This window comes from Streptomyces sp. NPDC014676 (genome assembly GCF_043084105.1).
In the GTDB taxonomy this organism is placed as follows: Bacteria; Actinomycetota; Actinomycetes; order Streptomycetales; family Streptomycetaceae; genus Streptomyces.
The window spans coordinates 91108-106048 of the sequence record NZ_JBIBZI010000015.1 but is presented as its reverse complement, the minus strand read 5'-3'; the positions used below and the strand labels follow the sequence as shown (position 1 = coordinate 106048).

The 14941-nt window shown below is 74.0% G+C and carries 15 protein-coding genes; 10 read left to right on the top strand and 5 right to left on the bottom strand.

Annotated elements, in window-relative coordinates:
* Positions 1-67: 67 nt before the first annotated feature.
* Both ACF1DX_RS31955 and ACF1DX_RS31950 read right to left on the bottom strand, forming a co-directional pair.
* On the bottom strand, positions 68-2341 hold the full coding sequence (locus ACF1DX_RS31955; protein ID WP_391794632.1) for a tetratricopeptide repeat protein: 2274 nt from the start codon (positions 2339-2341) through the stop codon (positions 68-70).
* A gap of 119 nt (positions 2342-2460) precedes the next feature.
* Positions 2461-2832 carry a ferredoxin gene (locus ACF1DX_RS31950; protein WP_391794631.1) on the bottom strand — a complete coding sequence of 124 codons (372 nt, stop codon included), beginning with the start codon at positions 2830-2832 and terminating at the stop codon, positions 2461-2463.
* Between the two features lie 145 nt (positions 2833-2977).
* Between ACF1DX_RS31950 and ACF1DX_RS31945 the strand changes: the two genes are divergently transcribed.
* From ACF1DX_RS31945 to ACF1DX_RS31920, 6 genes are all read left to right on the top strand, one after another.
* Positions 2978-3355 carry a DUF6479 family protein gene (locus ACF1DX_RS31945; protein WP_391794719.1) on the top strand — a complete coding sequence of 126 codons (378 nt, stop codon included), beginning with the start codon at positions 2978-2980 and terminating at the stop codon, positions 3353-3355.
* Between the two features lie 66 nt (positions 3356-3421).
* Positions 3422-3772, top strand: a complete 351-nt coding sequence (locus ACF1DX_RS31940) for a hypothetical protein (protein WP_391794630.1) — start codon at positions 3422-3424, stop codon at positions 3770-3772.
* A gap of 203 nt (positions 3773-3975) precedes the next feature.
* On the top strand, positions 3976-4482 hold the full coding sequence (locus tag ACF1DX_RS31935) for a SigE family RNA polymerase sigma factor (protein WP_073937349.1): 507 nt from the start codon (positions 3976-3978) through the stop codon (positions 4480-4482).
* Between the two features lie 11 nt (positions 4483-4493).
* Positions 4494-5006, top strand: coding sequence for a cellulase (locus ACF1DX_RS31930; RefSeq protein WP_391794629.1), 513 nt, complete (start codon positions 4494-4496; stop codon positions 5004-5006).
* 125 nt (positions 5007-5131) lie between these two features.
* The gene (locus tag ACF1DX_RS31925) at positions 5132-6430 is read left to right on the top strand and encodes a glycosyltransferase (protein WP_391794628.1); all 1299 of its coding nucleotides are present in this window, start codon (positions 5132-5134) and stop codon (positions 6428-6430) included.
* Positions 6427-7701: a hypothetical protein gene (locus ACF1DX_RS31920; RefSeq protein ID WP_391794627.1), complete on the top strand. Its 1275-nt coding sequence runs from the start codon at positions 6427-6429 to the stop codon at positions 7699-7701. Before ACF1DX_RS31925 ends, ACF1DX_RS31920 begins: the two co-directional genes overlap by 4 nt.
* Positions 7702-7752: 51 nt before the next feature.
* Here ACF1DX_RS31920 and ACF1DX_RS31915 read toward each other — a convergent pair whose 3' ends face one another.
* On the bottom strand, positions 7753-8589 hold the full coding sequence (locus tag ACF1DX_RS31915; RefSeq protein WP_391794718.1) for a hypothetical protein: 837 nt from the start codon (positions 8587-8589) through the stop codon (positions 7753-7755).
* Between the two features lie 128 nt (positions 8590-8717).
* On the opposite strand from ACF1DX_RS31915, the gene ACF1DX_RS31910 reads away from it, so the two are divergent.
* Positions 8718-9287 (top strand): TetR/AcrR family transcriptional regulator, encoded by a 570-nt coding sequence (locus ACF1DX_RS31910; protein ID WP_391794626.1) that lies wholly within the window; start codon positions 8718-8720, stop codon positions 9285-9287.
* Positions 9288-9414: 127 nt separating this feature from the next.
* Positions 9415-10515 (top strand): CapA family protein, encoded by a 1101-nt coding sequence (locus tag ACF1DX_RS31905; protein ID WP_391794625.1) that lies wholly within the window; start codon positions 9415-9417, stop codon positions 10513-10515.
* A 234-nt stretch (positions 10516-10749) separates the two neighbouring features.
* On the opposite strand, the gene ACF1DX_RS31900 is transcribed toward ACF1DX_RS31905, so the two are convergent.
* Both ACF1DX_RS31900 and ACF1DX_RS31895 read right to left on the bottom strand, forming a co-directional pair.
* Complete coding sequence (locus ACF1DX_RS31900) at positions 10750-11769, bottom strand: hemolysin family protein (RefSeq protein ID WP_391794624.1); 1020 nt, start codon at positions 11767-11769, stop codon at positions 10750-10752.
* Positions 11766-13106 carry a hemolysin family protein gene (locus ACF1DX_RS31895; protein WP_391794623.1) on the bottom strand — a complete coding sequence of 447 codons (1341 nt, stop codon included), beginning with the start codon at positions 13104-13106 and terminating at the stop codon, positions 11766-11768. Before ACF1DX_RS31895 ends, ACF1DX_RS31900 begins: the two co-directional genes overlap by 4 nt.
* Before the next feature lie 340 nt (positions 13107-13446).
* Between ACF1DX_RS31895 and ACF1DX_RS31890 the strand changes: the two genes are divergently transcribed.
* Both ACF1DX_RS31890 and ACF1DX_RS31885 read left to right on the top strand, forming a co-directional pair.
* A complete protein-coding gene (locus tag ACF1DX_RS31890; RefSeq protein WP_391794622.1) occupies positions 13447-14406 on the top strand; it encodes a sporulation protein in 960 nt (319 codons plus the stop codon).
* A gap of 75 nt (positions 14407-14481) precedes the next feature.
* Positions 14482-14937: a tellurite resistance TerB family protein gene (locus ACF1DX_RS31885; RefSeq protein WP_391794621.1), complete on the top strand. Its 456-nt coding sequence runs from the start codon at positions 14482-14484 to the stop codon at positions 14935-14937.
* The last annotated feature ends 4 nt before the right edge of the window (positions 14938-14941 follow it).

Sequence of the window (14941 nt, the reverse complement as noted above, 5' to 3'; positions counted from 1 at the left end):
TAACACGCGCTGATCCGTACCGGCCAGACATGCGCCGATCCGTACCGGCCGGACACGGGCCCAGGTCTCACGCCCCGCCGGCCGCCCCCTGCTGCCGCAGTGCCGCCACCCGGCGGTACAGGCCGGCCGCCTCCGCGCCGCGGCCCAGCCGCTCCAGGCAGTGGGCCTCGTCGTCGCGGGCGGCGAGGGTGTCGGCGTGGTCCGCGCCGAGGACGCGCTCACGGGCCTCGGCGACCCGCCGGTACTCGGTCAGCGCCTCCGCCCAGTGCCCCAGCCAGCCCAGTCCCACGGCCACCTCGCGGCGGCTGACCAGGGTGTCCGGGTGGTCGGCGCCGAGGACCCGCTCGCGCAGCGCGCACACCTCGCGGGACTCGGCGAGGGCGTCCGCCCAGCGGCCGAGCCGGCCGAGGTTGACGCCGATGCCGTGCCGGGCGCGCAGGGTCTCGGGGTGGGTGGGTCCCTGGACGCGGGTGCGGTCCACGACCAGGGCGCGGTAGAGGTCGAGGGCCTCGGCGGTGCGGCCCAGCCGGCCCAGGCCGATGCCGGTCTCGTAGCGGGCGGCGAGGGTGTCGGCGTGGTCCGGGCCGAGGGCCCTGGCGCGGGCCTCGGCGACCTCGCGGTAGATCTCCAGGGCCTCCGTCCAACGGCCCAGCCGGCCGAGGGTGTAGGCGACGTCGTAGCGGGTGACGAGGGTGTCGGGGTGCTCGGGTCCGAGCACCCGGGCGCGGTCGGCGGCCACCTCGCACGCCATGCCGTACGAGTCCTCCAGGCGGCCGAGCCGGCCGAGGTTGAAGGCGAGGTTGTGGCGGCAGCGCAGGGTGTCGGGATGGCCGGGTCCCATGGTCCGCTCGCGGGCGGCGAGCACCGACAGATAGACCTGGTGGGCGTCGAAGGGGCGGCCCAGCTGGGCGAGGACGTACGCCATCTCCTGGCGGGCGGCGAGGGTGTCGGGATGGTCGGCGCCGAACGCGCGGATACGGGCCTCGGCGACCCGCTTGTAGACGCGCAGCGCGTCGGCGGCGCGGCCGGTGCGGCTGAGGGTGAACGCGACCTCGTAGCGGCTGGCGAGGGTGTCGGGGTGGTCGGGGCCCAGGAGGTGCTCGCGTTCGGCGGCGACCGCGCGGTGCACCTCCCCCGCCTCCGTCCAGCGGCCGAGGCGCCCCAGGCTCAGGCCCGCGTTGTGCCGTCCGGCGAGGGCGGTCAGCACCTCCGGTGAGGGCGCGGGCGGTTCGTCCGCCGCGGGCCGCGCGCGGGAGCCGGTGGCGGGGCGGGCGGTCCACTCGCCGGACAGGCCGGCCGCCGGGTCGGGGGGTGTGGTGCGCAGTCCGGCGCCCGCCGCCTTGTGTCCGGTGGTCATGCCGCGGGTCCAGGACGGCAGCCGGGCCGCGCGCCCCACCGGCTCGGGCTCCTCGAGGAGAAACCGGCGGACCGCGCCCGCGGGTGCGTCGGGCGGGCCCGCCGGGCCCGGTACCGCCGCCAGCGCGGCCGGCGCGGCCCGCAGCGCGCCGACCCGGCGGGCCAGTTCACGGGCGCTGTCCGGCCGCCCGCCGGGCTCCTTGGCCAGCAGGTCCAGGATGATGCGCTCCAGCCGCTCGGGCAGGTCGGCGCGGTGGCCGCGCGGCGGACGGGGCGGGGTGTCGCGATGGCCGACGAGGACCGCCCAGGCGTCGTCGAGGTCGAACGGCGGCACGCCGGTGGCGATCTCGTACAGCACGCAGCCGAAGGAGTACAGGTCGCTGCGCCGGTCCACCTCCGAGCCGCTGATCTGCTCCGGCGACATGTAGTGCGGGGTGCCCATGGCGACGCCGGTGCCGGTCAGCCGGGACGTGAAGCCGATGTCGTGGCCGAGGCGGGCTATGCCGAAGTCGCAGATCTTCACCGTGCCGTCGTCCAGCCGCACGATGTTGGCGGGCTTGAGGTCCCGGTGCACGACGCCCTGGTCGTGGGTGTAGGCGAGGGCCGCGGCGACCTGCTCGGCGATCTCCACCACCTCGTCGACCGGCAGCGGGTGCTGCTTGTTGTCCTCCAGGAGCCGGCTGAGATCGCGGCCCTGGAGCAGCTCCATCACCAGGTAGAGCACGCCCTCGGACTCCCCGAAGTCGTGGACGACGGTGATCCCCCGGTGCTGCAGTGCCGCGGCCACCCGGGCCTCCCGGCGGAACCGCTCGCGCAGCACCCGGCCGAACGACCGGTCCTGCTGCGGGCCGACGGGTTTGAGGCACTTCACGGCGACCTGCCGTCCCAGTGACTCGTCCCGTGCCCGCCACACCTCCCCCATGCCGCCGCGTCCGATCCGGTCGATCAGCCGGTACCGGCCGTGGATCAGCCTGCTGTCCCCCATCGCGCCTGCCCGCCCCCGTCGCAGTCCGCCCCGCCCTCCCCTGGCTCGTCCAGTATGGCGACAACTCGCCCGAGTTTGTACGGTGCCGCGACTCCTGGTCCGCTTCGCCCGCCGGCGGGTCAGTTCAGGGTGGCGAGGAACTCCGTGCAGGCCCGTGCGCAGGCGCGGCACGCCTGTGCCGCCTGCTCCGCCCCGGAGCAATCATCGAACACCTGCGCGCTCTCCAGGCACACCTGGCGGCACCACTCCACCTGGATGCGGATGGTCGCCTCGTCCACCTGGTTCTGCTCGGACAGCACCCGGCAGGTCGCGTCGCAGACCTCCGCGCACAGGATGCCCTTGCGTCGTACGAGTTCCTGGTTCTCGGTGCCGTCCGGGTCCACGAGGCTCGCCCGCGTCGCGCAGGAGCGCGCGCACTCGGTGCATGCCTGGGCGCACGCGAAACGGTCCTCCAGGAACCGGAACAGCTCTTCCTGGGATGTCGTCGTCACATCACGCGGGTAGCCGCCGCACCGGCGGTCAAACCCTGTGGCCGCAAGGGTTCCGCGCGGTTTCCGGGGCTCCGCGCCGGACACCCGTGCGGCGCCGTGAGGTGAGCGGGTTGGTGGACGGGACCGGGGGTACCCGCGGGTCATGATGAACACCGCGTGGATGGAGACGGCCGACCTCGCCGCGGGCCGCGGCGCCCTCGGTGCGGGGCTCGTGGTGGCGGGGGTGGTGGTCGTGGCGCTGCTGATCGGCATGTTCGTCCTCGGCAGCCGCCGGGTCAGGAAGGGCGAGGGGCGCCGGCCCGGCCCGGAGGAGCAGCCCCGGATGCCCGAGGGCGGCCCGGTCCGGGAGACACGGGAGCGGCGGGAACCGGACGAGGTGCCCAGGAGCGACGAGCGGCTGCTGCCGCACGAGCTGAAGGGCCACGGCAACGCCGGCAGCCGCACGAGCGCGTCGCAGGAGCGGCCCCGTTGGGACGAGGGCGGCAGCGGGGCGTTCGGCAGCGGCGGGCCGGGGGGCCGCTGACCGTCCCGCTCCCGTCGGCCCGCCGCCGACGGCCACGCGACGTCTTACACCAGGGAAGTGAGAACCATGGCAGATCCCGCCCGCAACGCCCTGCCGCTGCCCGATTACGACCATCTGCCCCTCGGCGGCCTGGAGAGCCGCATCCGCTCGCTGTCCGCGGGCGAGGTCGAGGAGCTGCTGGCGTACGAGCGTGCGCACGCCGACCGGGTCACGGCGACCGGGCTGCTGAAGGCCCGGCTGGAGCAGCTCGACGCGGGTGCCGAGCCGACGTCCGGCGACCCCGGCGCACTCCGTCCCGAGCAGGGTGCCGGGCGGGCCGGGTCCCCCGTCTCGCCCGCCACCTCGCCGCAGCCGTCCAGCCCGCCGCCGCACGGCACCCCGGACCAGCGGGGCAAGCCGAAGGGCGACCGTACGTAGGCAGGGCCGGCCACCGCCCCCGGGGCGGGCCGTACGTCCGTCGACCGCTGTGACGCGGTCGTGGACGTACGGCCCGCCCTTTCGCGTGTCCGAGGCGAGCGTGCCCGGGGTGAGGCGGATCACAGCATTCAGGTGCATCGTTTCGCCGGGTCATGAGTCTTTGTCTCAGGTGCAAGGGGTTGTTCGGACACGGGGCGGTGGGGATGGAGCGGTTTCGGGTGGACGGCTTCGACGAGTTCGTGGCTGCCCGCTGGTCGGCGCTGCTCCATGTCGCGCGGCTGCTCACCGGCGGTGACCGGCAGCGCGCCGAGGACCTCGTCCAGGAGGCCCTGGTGAAGCTGTGGTTCGTCTGGCCGAGGGTCGCCGAGCAGGCCCCGGAGGCGTATGTGCGCCAGGTGCTGGTGCGGATGGCGGCCCGTTCGGCCCGGCGCCGCTGGTGGGGGGAGCGCCCGGTGGGCGAGCTGCCCGACCGGGCCGGGCCGGGCGACGTGTCGTCGGCCGTCGCGGAGCGCTCGCGGCTGGAGGCCGCGCTGGCGCTGCTGCCGCCCCGGCAGCGGGCCGCCGTGGTGCTGCGCTACTGCGAGGACCTGCCCGAGGGCCAGGTGGCGCAGGCCCTCGGCTGCCCGGTGGGCACCGCTCGCTCCCACGCGTCGCGCGGTGTGGCACGGCTGCGGCAGATCCTGTCCGACACCGTCAGGCCCGTGGGGTGAGGGGAGAAGCGATGGACGACTTCGAGCGTGAGCTGACGCGCATGATGCGTGACGGCGGGCAGCCGGCTCCCTTCCGGTCCGAGCACCAGGAACGCCTGTACGAGGGCATCCGGGTCCGCCGCAGGGCCCGGCTGCTGTGGCGGGCCGGCGGCTCGGCCCTCGCGGTGGCCGGGCTGAGCGTCGGGCTGGCCCTGCTGCCCGGCGCCGGCTCCCGGTCCCTGCCGGCCGACCGCGGCCCCCTGCCGGCGACCGGTCCGACGCCGCCGGTGTCCCCGGCTCCGACGACGTCCGCCCCGGCCACGGACCCGAGCGTGTCGTGGCCGCCGACGCACACGCCCGGGACCACGGACACCAAAACCACGTCACCCGGGTACGGCGGCACGCCGACCTCTCTCCCGTCGTCCACCGCGCCGGGCACGACGGCACCGCCACCGGTCTCCACCGCACCGCCGACCGCCCCGACGTCCACGTCACCCGCGCGAGGCCCCTCCGTACCGGCCGGAGAGGAGTCGGCCGACGGCTAGCCCCTTTCGTCCCCGCCCGTGGGCGCCCCCGCCCACGGACCAGTTCCCCCGACCACCACTCGGGCGCGGCACGCCCCTGCCAGGGCCCCTCACGCCGTACGCCGGAAAGAGACCGTGAACCCGTCATGAGAACCGCGAGGCGGTCGGGAGCGACCGACCGCCGATCGTCCGCCACGTCCGCGGCGCAGGTGGCGCTGCCGCGCCGGGCGCCGCTGCCGGCGCACCATCCGGAACCCGTCCTGGACGTGGTCGTGCCCGTGCACAACGAGGAGAACGACCTGGAGCCCTGTGTCCGGCGGCTCCACGCGCACCTCGCGGAAACCTTCCCCTACGCCTTCCGGATCACCGTCGCCGACAACGCCAGCACGGACCGCACCCCGGCGATCGCCGCGCGGCTGGCCCGGGAACTGCCGGGGACGGAGTGGATACGGCTGGCCGAGAAGGGCCGCGGCCGGGCCCTGCACACCGCCTGGTCCCGGTCGTCCGCACCGGTGCTCGCCTATCTGGACGTGGACCTGTCCACCGATCTCGCGGCCCTGCTGCCGCTGGTGGCCCCGCTGATCTCCGGGCACTCGGACATCGCGATCGGCACCCGTCTGGCCCGCGGCTCCCGGGTGGTGCGCGGCCCGAAGCGGGAGATCATCTCCCGCTGCTACAACGGGCTGCTGCGCGGCACGCTCGCCGTGAGGTTCAGTGACGCGCAGTGCGGTTTCAAGGCGGTACGGCGGGACGTCGCCGAGCGGCTGCTGCCGCTGGTGGAGGACCGGGAGTGGTTCTTCGACACCGAGCTGCTAGTGATCGCCGAACGCGCCGGACTGCGCATCCACGAGGTGCCGGTGGACTGGGTGGACGACCCCGACAGCCGGGTCGACATCCTGGCCACGGCGCTGGCGGACCTGCGCGGCATGGCCCGCCTCGGCCGTGCGCTGGCCGGCGGCCGGCTGCCGCTGGCGGCGCTGCGCCGCCCCGGGGAACTCGACGAGGCCGCCGGGCTGCCGCCCGCGCTGGTTCCCCAGATGCTGCGCTTCGCCGCCGTCGGGGTCGCCAGCACCCTGTTCTACCTGCTGCTCTACAGCCTGCTGCGGCCCGCCGCGGGCGCCCAGGCGGCCAACGCGCTCGCCCTGCTGGCCAGCGCCGTCGCCAACACCGCCGCGAACCGGCGGCTCACCTTCGGGGTGCGCGGCCGGGCCGGGGTGCTGCGCCACCAGCTCAAGGGGCTGGCGGCGTTCCTGGTCGGCCTCGCCCTCACCAGCGGTTCGCTGGCCGTGCTGCACCGCGCGGCGCCCGGGGCCGGACCCCGGGTGGAGCTGCTGACGCTGGTCGCCGCCAACCTCGCCGCGACCCTGCTGCGCTTCCTCCTCCTGCGGGCCTGGGTGTTCCCCGGCCGGCGCTCCCGCCGTACGACAGGATCCCCGACCTCATGACCACCGCCCCGACGAGCCAGGCCGGCCCGGCCCCGTCCCCCGTGCCCCCGCCCGGCACCGTCCCGCCGGCCTCCCCGGACCCGCGCGAGCGGCTGCGCCGCGCCGCCGTGCGTTACGGGCCCGTCCTCGCGACGTACGGCGTGCTGAAGCTGGTGGGCTTCGCCGTCTTCATGTACCTGCTGGACTCGGCCGGCGACTTCCGCGAGAAGCATCCGCGCTTCGGCGGTGGCGCCCACACCTGGGACGTGCTGGGAAGCTGGGACGGCTGGTGGTACCAGCAGATCGCCCTGCACGGCTACGACCCGGCGCTGGAGCCGATACCCGGCGCCACCGGGCTGATCACCCTGGAGGGCAACTCGGCGGCGTTCTTCCCGCTCTATCCGGCGCTGATGCGGATGGTCTCGGAGGTCACCGGGCTCGGCCCGTACGGCGCCGGGATGACCGTGTCGGTCGTGTTCTCCTTCGTCGCGGCGCTCGGCATCCACGCCGTCACGGCCCGGCTGGGCGGGTACCGGGCCGGTCTGGTCGCCGTGGGGCTGTGGGCGGTGTGGCCCGGTTCCGGCGCGGAGTGGGCGGTGTACTCCGAGTCCGTGTACACGGCGCTGGCCGCCTGGGCCTGCTACGCCGTGATGACCCGCCGCTGGCTCACCGCCGGGGTGCTGACCTTCACCGCCGGGCTCGCCCGGCCCACCGCCGTCACCCTGGTCGCCGCCCTCGCCGTCGCCGGGCTGTTCGCGGTGTGGCGCCGCGAGGAGGGCATCCGCCGCCCGCTGGCCGCGGTGGCGATCGCCCCGCTGGGCGTGGCCGGCTATCTGGGCTGGGTGGGCTACCGGATGGGCGACTGGGGCGGCTACAACAAGCTCCAGGACGGCGCCTGGGCCCACAAGTTCGACTGGGGCCGGCACACCCTCGACGTGCTCACCTCCGTGCCGGTGGGCCACTCCGACTATCTCTTCGCGATGCCGTTCGAGGACATCATCGGGGTCGGGGTGGTACTGCTGGTGCCGGTGCTGACGGTGCTGCTGATACGGCTGCGCCCGCCCGCCGTCCTCGTCGTGTACACGGTGCTGTCGTACCTGATGGTGATGGCCACCCAGCAGTACTTCGGCAACGTCTCCCGCTATCTGCTCCCGCTGTTCCCGCTGTTCGTCCCGCTCGCCCTGGCCATGCGCCGGCTGAAGTGGCCCTCGCTGGCCGCGGTGCTGGGCACGGCGGCCCTGGCCTCCGGCTCGTACGCGGGATACGTCCTGTTCGAACTGGGCGTGCCGTAGGGGGTGGCGTGGCCGGCCGGGCAGGACGCCCCTACGGTGCGGCGCGCGGCGTCAGACCTTTCCGATGCCGAGCGTGGTCTCGCGAGGCAGCATGCCTGAGCCCAGGACCTCCAGCCAGAGCGGGCCGAGGAGTTCGGCGAGCCTCGCGGTGGCCTCGCCGCCGAGAGTCCGCCAGGGGGCGGCGGCCAGTGCGTCGGTGCGGTGTTCGACCTCGGCCCGCAGGGCGCGGCCCGCGTCGGTCGCGGTGTGGTCGGCGTTCAGCAGTCCTCGTACGAGGAGCCGTTCGCGGGCGTCCGCCCACTCGTGCTCGTTCCAGCCGCGGCTCGCGAAGACGCCGGCCGGCGCCGCGCCGACCGCGGCGAACGACACCAGCGCCTCCACCGAGTCGAGGCCCGCGGTCAGGAGAGTGGCGAGATGACCGTCGCCACGGTGCTCACGCAGGATCGTCGCGGCCTGCCACAGGACGAGGTGCGGCTCCTGGGGCCAGGGCAACTCGGCATTGGCGGCGGCGAGCGGGCGGCCCTCGACGGGTACGGCCTCCGCCGCCCGGCGGGCGAGTGCGGCGGCCTCGGCGACTTCGGGGCCGTCCGTCCGCGCACCGAGGAGAGCGCGGTAGGCCCGGTCGATGCCGCGCGTCCGGGCGTCGATCACCTTGCCCGGTGCGGCGACGTCCCAGGCGGCGGGAATGTGCTCGGCGACCATGCGCGGGCTGAAGCTGTAGAACGCGGAGGTCACCTGACGGGATCCGGGTGTCCCGAGCGGTGCCGCCCGCAGGGCGAAGTAGCTCGGCCAGCGCTCGCCGGTGTCGTAGCCGAGGGCCTCGGTCTCCTCGAAGACCTGTGGCGCGAAATAGAGGACAGCGTGCAGGGGCTCCAGGAGGTGCCACATCTGCCTCACGCGCCCGTCGTCGTTGCTCAAAACGGCTCCCCTTTTCCACGGCCCTCACATCTTGTCATTGCCCAGACTGTCTCCGGCGCAGCATCTTGTCAATGACTAGATTGCGCTAAACTGCTGTCATGCCCACCGAACGCTCCTACCACCACGGAGACTTGCGACGGGCCGTCCTCACCGCGGCCCTCGACGTCATCGCCGCCCAAGGGCCGGCAGCCCTGTCCCTGCGCGACCTGGCCCGCCGCGCGGGCGTTTCCCATGCCGCGCCCGCACATCACTTCAAGGACCGCGCGGGCCTTCTCACCGCCATCGCCACCGAGGGTCACGGCCTCCTGTCCACCGCGCTCGGCGAGGCGGAGGACCTGCGCGAGCTGGGCGTCCGGTACGTACGCTTCGCCGCCGCGCACCCGGCGCACTTCCAGGTCATGTTCCGCCCGGAGCTCCTGCGCCCGGACGACCCGGAACTCCTCGCGGCGCGGGACCGGACGCGGAGCACGCTCCGTACGGCCGTGGAGGCCCATGGCGACGATCCGGCCACCGGCTTCATGGCGGCCTGGTCGTTGGCCCATGGTTTCGCGACCCTGCTGCTCTCCCGCAACCTTGACGGTCTGCTGGACGGGCGCGATCCCGAGGAGACCTTCCGGGCGCTGGCGGGCGTGATGTCCGGACCGGCCGGATCCCCCTCGACGGGCTGACCCCGCCAGCCACCGCACCGGGATGATCTCCGGCCACGGGAATCCCGCCGGAGCCACGGTCCTCCTCGGCCGCGCACGGATCGGTGAGGCCGAGTCGTGCGGTGCGGGCCGGTCCTACCGTGGAGAGATGGACGCCAGGACGGTGACGCTGTTCCTGTGCGGGGACGTGATGCTCGGGCGGGGAGTCGACCAGATCCTCCCGCACCCGGGCGACCCCGCGCTGCGGGAGGACTTCGTCCGGGACGCGCGCGGCTATGTGGAGCTGGCGGAGGCGGTGAGCGGCCCGGTTCCCCGGCCGGTCCCGTTCTCGTGGCCGTGGGGCCGGGCGCTGGAGGTGCTCGGTGAGGCCGCCCCGGATGTACGGATCGTCAATCTGGAGACCTCGGTCACGCGGAGCGACGCGTTCGCGCCCGGGAAGGCCGTCCACTACCGGATGAGCCCGGCCAATGTGCCCGCCGTGGAGGTGGCGCGGCCCGACGTGTGCGTCCTGTCCAACAACCATGTGCTCGACTTCGGCCGCCCCGGGCTCCGGGAGACGCTGGACGTGCTGCACGGCGCGGGTCTGAGGACGGCGGGCGCGGGACGGGACGCCGACGAGGCGTACGCGCCGGCGGTGGTCCCCGTCGGGGGCGGCCGGGTGCTGGTGTTCGCCCTGGGGGCGATGTCCAGCGGCATCCCGCCGAGCTGGGCGGCGACGGCGGAGCAGTCGGGGGTGGCGTTCCTCGCGGAGCCCTCGGCCACCGCGGCGGAGGCGGTCGTCCGGCGGGTGCGGCAGGCCAAGCGTCCGGGGGACGTCGCGGTGGTGTCCGTGCACTGGGGTTCGAACTGGGGCCACCATGTGCCGCGGAGCCATGTCGGCTTCGCCCACGCGCTGGTCGACGGGGGTGTGAACGTCGTCCACGGCCACTCCTCGCACCACCCCCGCCGGATCGAGATGTACCGCGGTCGGGTGATCCTCCACGGCTGTGGTGACTTCGTCGACGACTACGAGGGCATCACCGGCTACGAGGAGTACCGCGACGACCTGCGGCTGGCCTGGCTGCTGTCGGTGTCCCCGGACGGCGGGCGCCCGTCCGGGCTGCGCATGGTGCCGCTGAGAACGCGGCGGATGCGGCTGGAGCCCGCCGCGGCGGACGAGCGGGCCTGGCTGCGGGAGACGCTCGACCGGGTCAGCGGCGTGGACATCGCCCTCGGCCCGGACGGCGCGCTCACCCTCGCCCCGCGGTGACCGTTTCGGCCGTGCCCGGCGGGGGCGCCCGGGCCCGGCCGAGGCAGGAGGTCCCGTATGACGGACGGCGTCGCGCACGCGGCCGGGCACACCGATCCGCCGCCGCGCACGGGCGTCTTCACGGACACCACGGTGCGCATCGGCCGCAGGGCGTGCGAGGCGGCCTGCGCGGGCCGCCGCGACCGGGCGCTCGCCGCCCTCGCCGGCACGGCCCTGCGGCTCGGCGTACGGGCCTTACGCCGCCTGCGGCTGCAGGAAGCGGGCCAGCAGGTCGTCCAGGCTCACCATGCCGGTGAGCTGCCCGGAGCCGTCGCGGACCACGGCCAGCGAGGCCCGGTGACGGCGCAGCAGGTCGATCGCGTCGGCGACCGTGGCGTCGTCCGTCAGCTCGGGCACCGGGCGGGCCAGGGCGCGGGCGCCGGCCGCCCGTCCCCGGGCGCGGGCCACCACGGCGTCCCGGGCGTGCACCGCGCCGAGGACTGTGCCGTGCTCGCGGACCAGGAGCCGGGTGCGGTCGCGCTCCGCGGCGACGCGCAGGATCTCGTCCACGTCGGCGCCGCCGTCCACCGAGACGATCCCGGACGCCGGTACCTGCAGCTCCCGTACCGGGGTCTGGGGTTCGGTCAGCGAGCGCGTCAGCAGCTCCGAGTCCGTCTCGCTGATCAGGCCGAGCCGCTCGGACTCCGCCACCAGACGGGTGAGCTGCTCCCGGTCGTGGACGGGGGCGAGCTCGTCGCGCGGGGTGACCCGGCACAGCCGTACGAGGGCGTTGCTCATCCTGTTCAGCACCGAGAGCAGCGGTCGTACGGCCTTCACCACGGCCCGGAAGGGCGGCGACAGCAGCATCGCGGACCGCTCGGGGTGGGCGATGGCCCACGACTTGGGGGCCATCTCGCCGACCACCATGTGCAGGAACACGACCACGGTCATGGCGACGGCGAAGGCGACGCCGTAGCTGAGCGCGCTCGGCAGGCCCAGACGGTGCAGCAGCGGGTCGAGCTCGTGGGAGATCGCGGGCTTGGACACCGATCCCAGGCCCAGGGTGCACACGGTGATGCCGAGCTGGGCCCCGGCCAGCATCAGGGACAGCTCGCGCATACCGGCCAGGGCGGCCCTGGCGCCCGGCCGGCCCTCGGCCGCGGCCTTCTCCATGCGGTGCCGCTTGGCGGCGACCAGCGCGAACTCGGCGGCCACGAAGAATCCGCTGCCGATCAGCAGCAGCACGGTGACGAAGAGCGCCATCGGGAAACTCATGCCTGCTCCTCCGTCGTCCTGTGGGCCTGCCGCCGGATCCGTACCCGGTCGGGTACGTGCCGGTCGAGGGTGCGTACGTCGATCACGGCGGCGGTGCCGTCGGGCAGTCCGACCGTGAGCCGGTCCCCGATGGCGGGGAAGCGGCCGAGCCGGTCGACGACCAGACCGGCCACGGTGTCGTAGTCCTCCTCCTCGGGCAGTGCGACGCCGGTGGCCTCGGCCACCTCGTCCAGCCGACGGCCCGCGTCCACCAGCCAGCCGTCGCCGTCCGCGACGGCGACCCGGGTGACGGTGTCGGTCTCGTCCGCGATGTCGCCGACGAGCTCCTCGGCGATGTCCTCGTAGGTGACGATGCCGGCCACGCCGCCGTGCTCGTCCAGGACGACCGCGAACTCGTCGTCCCGTTCCCTCATCTGGGTCACGGCGTCGGGCAGCGGAAGGGTGTCCGGCAGCAGCAGCGGGCGCCGGGCGAGGGCGCCGGCCGTGGTGGCGGTGAGGCGGTCCGCGGGCAGGCGCATCAGCTCGGCCACGCCGAGGACGCCGCCGACATCGTCGGGGTGGTCGCCGAGCACGGGGTAGTTGGAGTGGCCGTACTTGGCGATGAGGTCGACCGCCTCGGCGGCGGTGGCGTCCTCGCGGACGAAGACGGCGTCCACGCGGGGCACCATCACCTCGTCCAGCGTCCGGTCGGAGAACTCCAGGGCGTGGTCGAGCAGCGCGGCGGTGTCCTTGGGCAGCGCGCCCTGCTCGTGGGACTCGCCGATCAGGTGGCCCAGCTCCTCCAGGGTGGCGCCGTGGTGCAGCTCCTCCACCGGTTCGATGCCTACCCGGTGCAGCAGCCTGTTCGCCGCGCCGTCGAAGACACGCACGAGGGGGCCGACGACCTTCAGATAGGCCAGCGTGGAACCGGCCAGTGCCTTCGCCAGCCGTTCCGGCACGGCGATGGCCAGGTTCTTCGGGGCCAGCTCGCCCAGCACCATCTGGACGACCGTGGCCAGCACGAAGGCCCCCGCGACCGCGATGCCGCTCACGGCCGCGCCGGGAAGGCCCAGGCCCGACAGGGCGGGCCGGAGCAGGGCGGACACCGAGGGCTCGGCGATGAAGCCGACGACCAGTCCGGTCACGGTGATGCCGAGCTGTGCGCCCGACAGCATGAAGGACAGCCGCTCCAGCACCGTCAGGGCGCGGGCGGCCCTGCGGTCCCCGGACTCGGCCTCGCGCGCCAGGGCGAGGCGGTCGGCGGAGACGTAGGCGAACTCCTGGGCGACGAAGTATCCGGTGCCGGCGGTCAGGACGAAGACGGCCAGCAGGCCCAGGAGAGCGTTCGCGGCACTCATCGAACACCATCCCGCCGTGTGCCGTGCTCAGGGAATGCCTGGCGGGATGGTCCGGGACTGTGTCCCGGGGGGTCCGTCGGTCTGGCGGACACGTATGTGCTCCTTCTGTGAGTGTGCGAGTACATAACGGCTCTGGCCGTAACGGTGTTCCCGGACGCGCGGGACGAGACGACACGGGTGGGACGGGACACCCCGCCCACACCAACCGTAAAGGAAACGCAAAGTCCCCCTGGATCGACCCTCTATGCTTCTACTCGCTTGTAGAAGTTATATCGCGGGCCGCCCTTCGGGCGGCACCCCCTACACGGAACACACGCACCTTTAAGGAGTGGACGCCACCATGGTGTTCAAACGACTGCTCGGCTCGCTCGGCGTGGGCGGCCCCACCGTCGACACGGTGCTCGACCCCGGTCCGGTCCGGCCCGGCGGCACGCTCACCGGCCAGGTCCGCCTCAAGGGCGGACAGGCCGGTTTCGACATCGAGGCCATCACGCTGGAGCTGGTGGCGCGGGTCGAGGCCGAGCACGAGGAGGGCGAGAGCGAGGGCGCCGTCGCCTTCGACCGGTTCACGGTCGGCGGCGGCTTCCGGCTCGCCGAGGGCGAGGAGCGCGACCTGCCGTTCAGCGTGCCGCTGCCCTGGGAGACCCCGGTCACCGAGCTGTACGGACAGCCGCTGGGCATCGTGCTCGGCGTGCGCACCGAGCTGTCGGTGGCGGGGGCGAAGGACAAGGGGGACCTGGACCCGCTGACCGTCGGTCCGCTGCCCGTGCAGGAGGCGGTCCTGGAGGCGTTCGGCGCACTCGGCTTCGGTTTCAGGTCGGCCGACCTGGAGTACGGGCGCATCGGCGGCACGGGGCAGCGGCTGCCCTTCTACCAGGAGATCGAGATCGTCCCGTCCGCGCGGTACGCGGACCGGGTGAACGAGGTCGAGGTGACCTTCCTGGCCGGTCCGGGCGGCATGGAGGTCGTCCTGGAGGCCGACAGGCGCGGCGGCCTCCTCTCCGGCGGCCACGACGCGCTGACCAGGTTCACCGTCGGTCTTCACGACTCCCGCGACTGGACCGCCGAGGTCGACGGCTGGATGCGCGAGCTGGTCGAGCGGCGGGCGTCCCACGGCTCTCCCGTCCCCCACGGCTCCTACGACTCCCACGACGACCACCACCGCTCCGGTCCCGGCATGGGCACCGCCGTCGCCGCGGGCGCCGCCGGTCTGGCGGTCGGCGTGGTCGGCGGCATGGTCGCGGCGGAGGCCGTGGACGAGATCGGGGACTTCTTCGAGGGCGAGGAAGAGGAGGAGTAACTTCTACATTACTGTAGAAGTTATGGCGCCCGGCACACTTCGGTCCGGGCGCCTCCCGACCCGTACGGAGTGCTCATGGCCCTGTGGGACCGCCTCAAGGAGTCCGCGTCGACGATGCAGACCCAGCTGACGGCCAGGAAGAACGATCTGAGGAGCGGCGCCTTCCGCGACGCGAGCATGGCGATGTGCGCCCTGGTGGCGGCGGCGGACGGTACCGTCGACCCGTCCGAGCGGCAGCGCGTGGCCCAGCTCATCGCCGCCAACGAGGTGCTGCGGAACTTCCCCGCCGACGACCTGCGCCGCCGCTTCGAGGACAACATCGACAAGCTGACCGCCGACTTCGCCTTCGGCAAGGTGAGCGTCCTGCAGGAGATCGCCAAGGCGAAGAAGAAGCCCGCCGAGGCACGGGCGGTCGTCCAGATCGGCATCGTCATCGGCGGCGCCGACGGCGACTTCGACAAGAACGAGCGGGCCGTGGTCCGCGAGGCGTGCTACGCCCTCGGCCTGCCGCCGCACGAGTTCGACCTCTGAGCGG

Excerpts from the sequence above, each read along its gene's own strand:
- ACF1DX_RS31940 (WP_391794630.1), top strand. The coding sequence starts at position 3,422 with ATGGCAGATCCCGCCCGCAACGCCCTGCCGCTGCCCGATTACGACCAT.
- ACF1DX_RS31905 (WP_391794625.1), top strand. The coding sequence starts at position 9,415 with ATGGACGCCAGGACGGTGACGCTGTTCCTGTGCGGGGACGTGATGCTC.
- ACF1DX_RS31890 (WP_391794622.1), top strand. The coding sequence starts at position 13,447 with ATGGTGTTCAAACGACTGCTCGGCTCGCTCGGCGTGGGCGGCCCCACC.
- ACF1DX_RS31900 (WP_391794624.1), bottom strand. The coding sequence starts at position 11,769 with ATGAGTTTCCCGATGGCGCTCTTCGTCACCGTGCTGCTGCTGATCGGC.
- ACF1DX_RS31885 (WP_391794621.1), top strand. The coding sequence starts at position 14,482 with ATGGCCCTGTGGGACCGCCTCAAGGAGTCCGCGTCGACGATGCAGACC.
- ACF1DX_RS31910 (WP_391794626.1), top strand. The coding sequence starts at position 8,718 with ATGCCCACCGAACGCTCCTACCACCACGGAGACTTGCGACGGGCCGTC.
- ACF1DX_RS31930 (WP_391794629.1), top strand. The coding sequence starts at position 4,494 with ATGGACGACTTCGAGCGTGAGCTGACGCGCATGATGCGTGACGGCGGG.
- ACF1DX_RS31920 (WP_391794627.1), top strand. The coding sequence starts at position 6,427 with ATGACCACCGCCCCGACGAGCCAGGCCGGCCCGGCCCCGTCCCCCGTG.
- ACF1DX_RS31925 (WP_391794628.1), top strand. The coding sequence starts at position 5,132 with ATGAGAACCGCGAGGCGGTCGGGAGCGACCGACCGCCGATCGTCCGCC.
- ACF1DX_RS31945 (WP_391794719.1), top strand. The coding sequence starts at position 2,978 with ATGAACACCGCGTGGATGGAGACGGCCGACCTCGCCGCGGGCCGCGGC.
- ACF1DX_RS31895 (WP_391794623.1), bottom strand. The coding sequence starts at position 13,106 with ATGAGTGCCGCGAACGCTCTCCTGGGCCTGCTGGCCGTCTTCGTCCTG.
- ACF1DX_RS31935 (WP_073937349.1), top strand. The coding sequence starts at position 3,976 with ATGGAGCGGTTTCGGGTGGACGGCTTCGACGAGTTCGTGGCTGCCCGC.
- ACF1DX_RS31955 (WP_391794632.1), bottom strand. The coding sequence starts at position 2,341 with ATGGGGGACAGCAGGCTGATCCACGGCCGGTACCGGCTGATCGACCGG.
- ACF1DX_RS31915 (WP_391794718.1), bottom strand. The coding sequence starts at position 8,589 with ATGTGGCACCTCCTGGAGCCCCTGCACGCTGTCCTCTATTTCGCGCCA.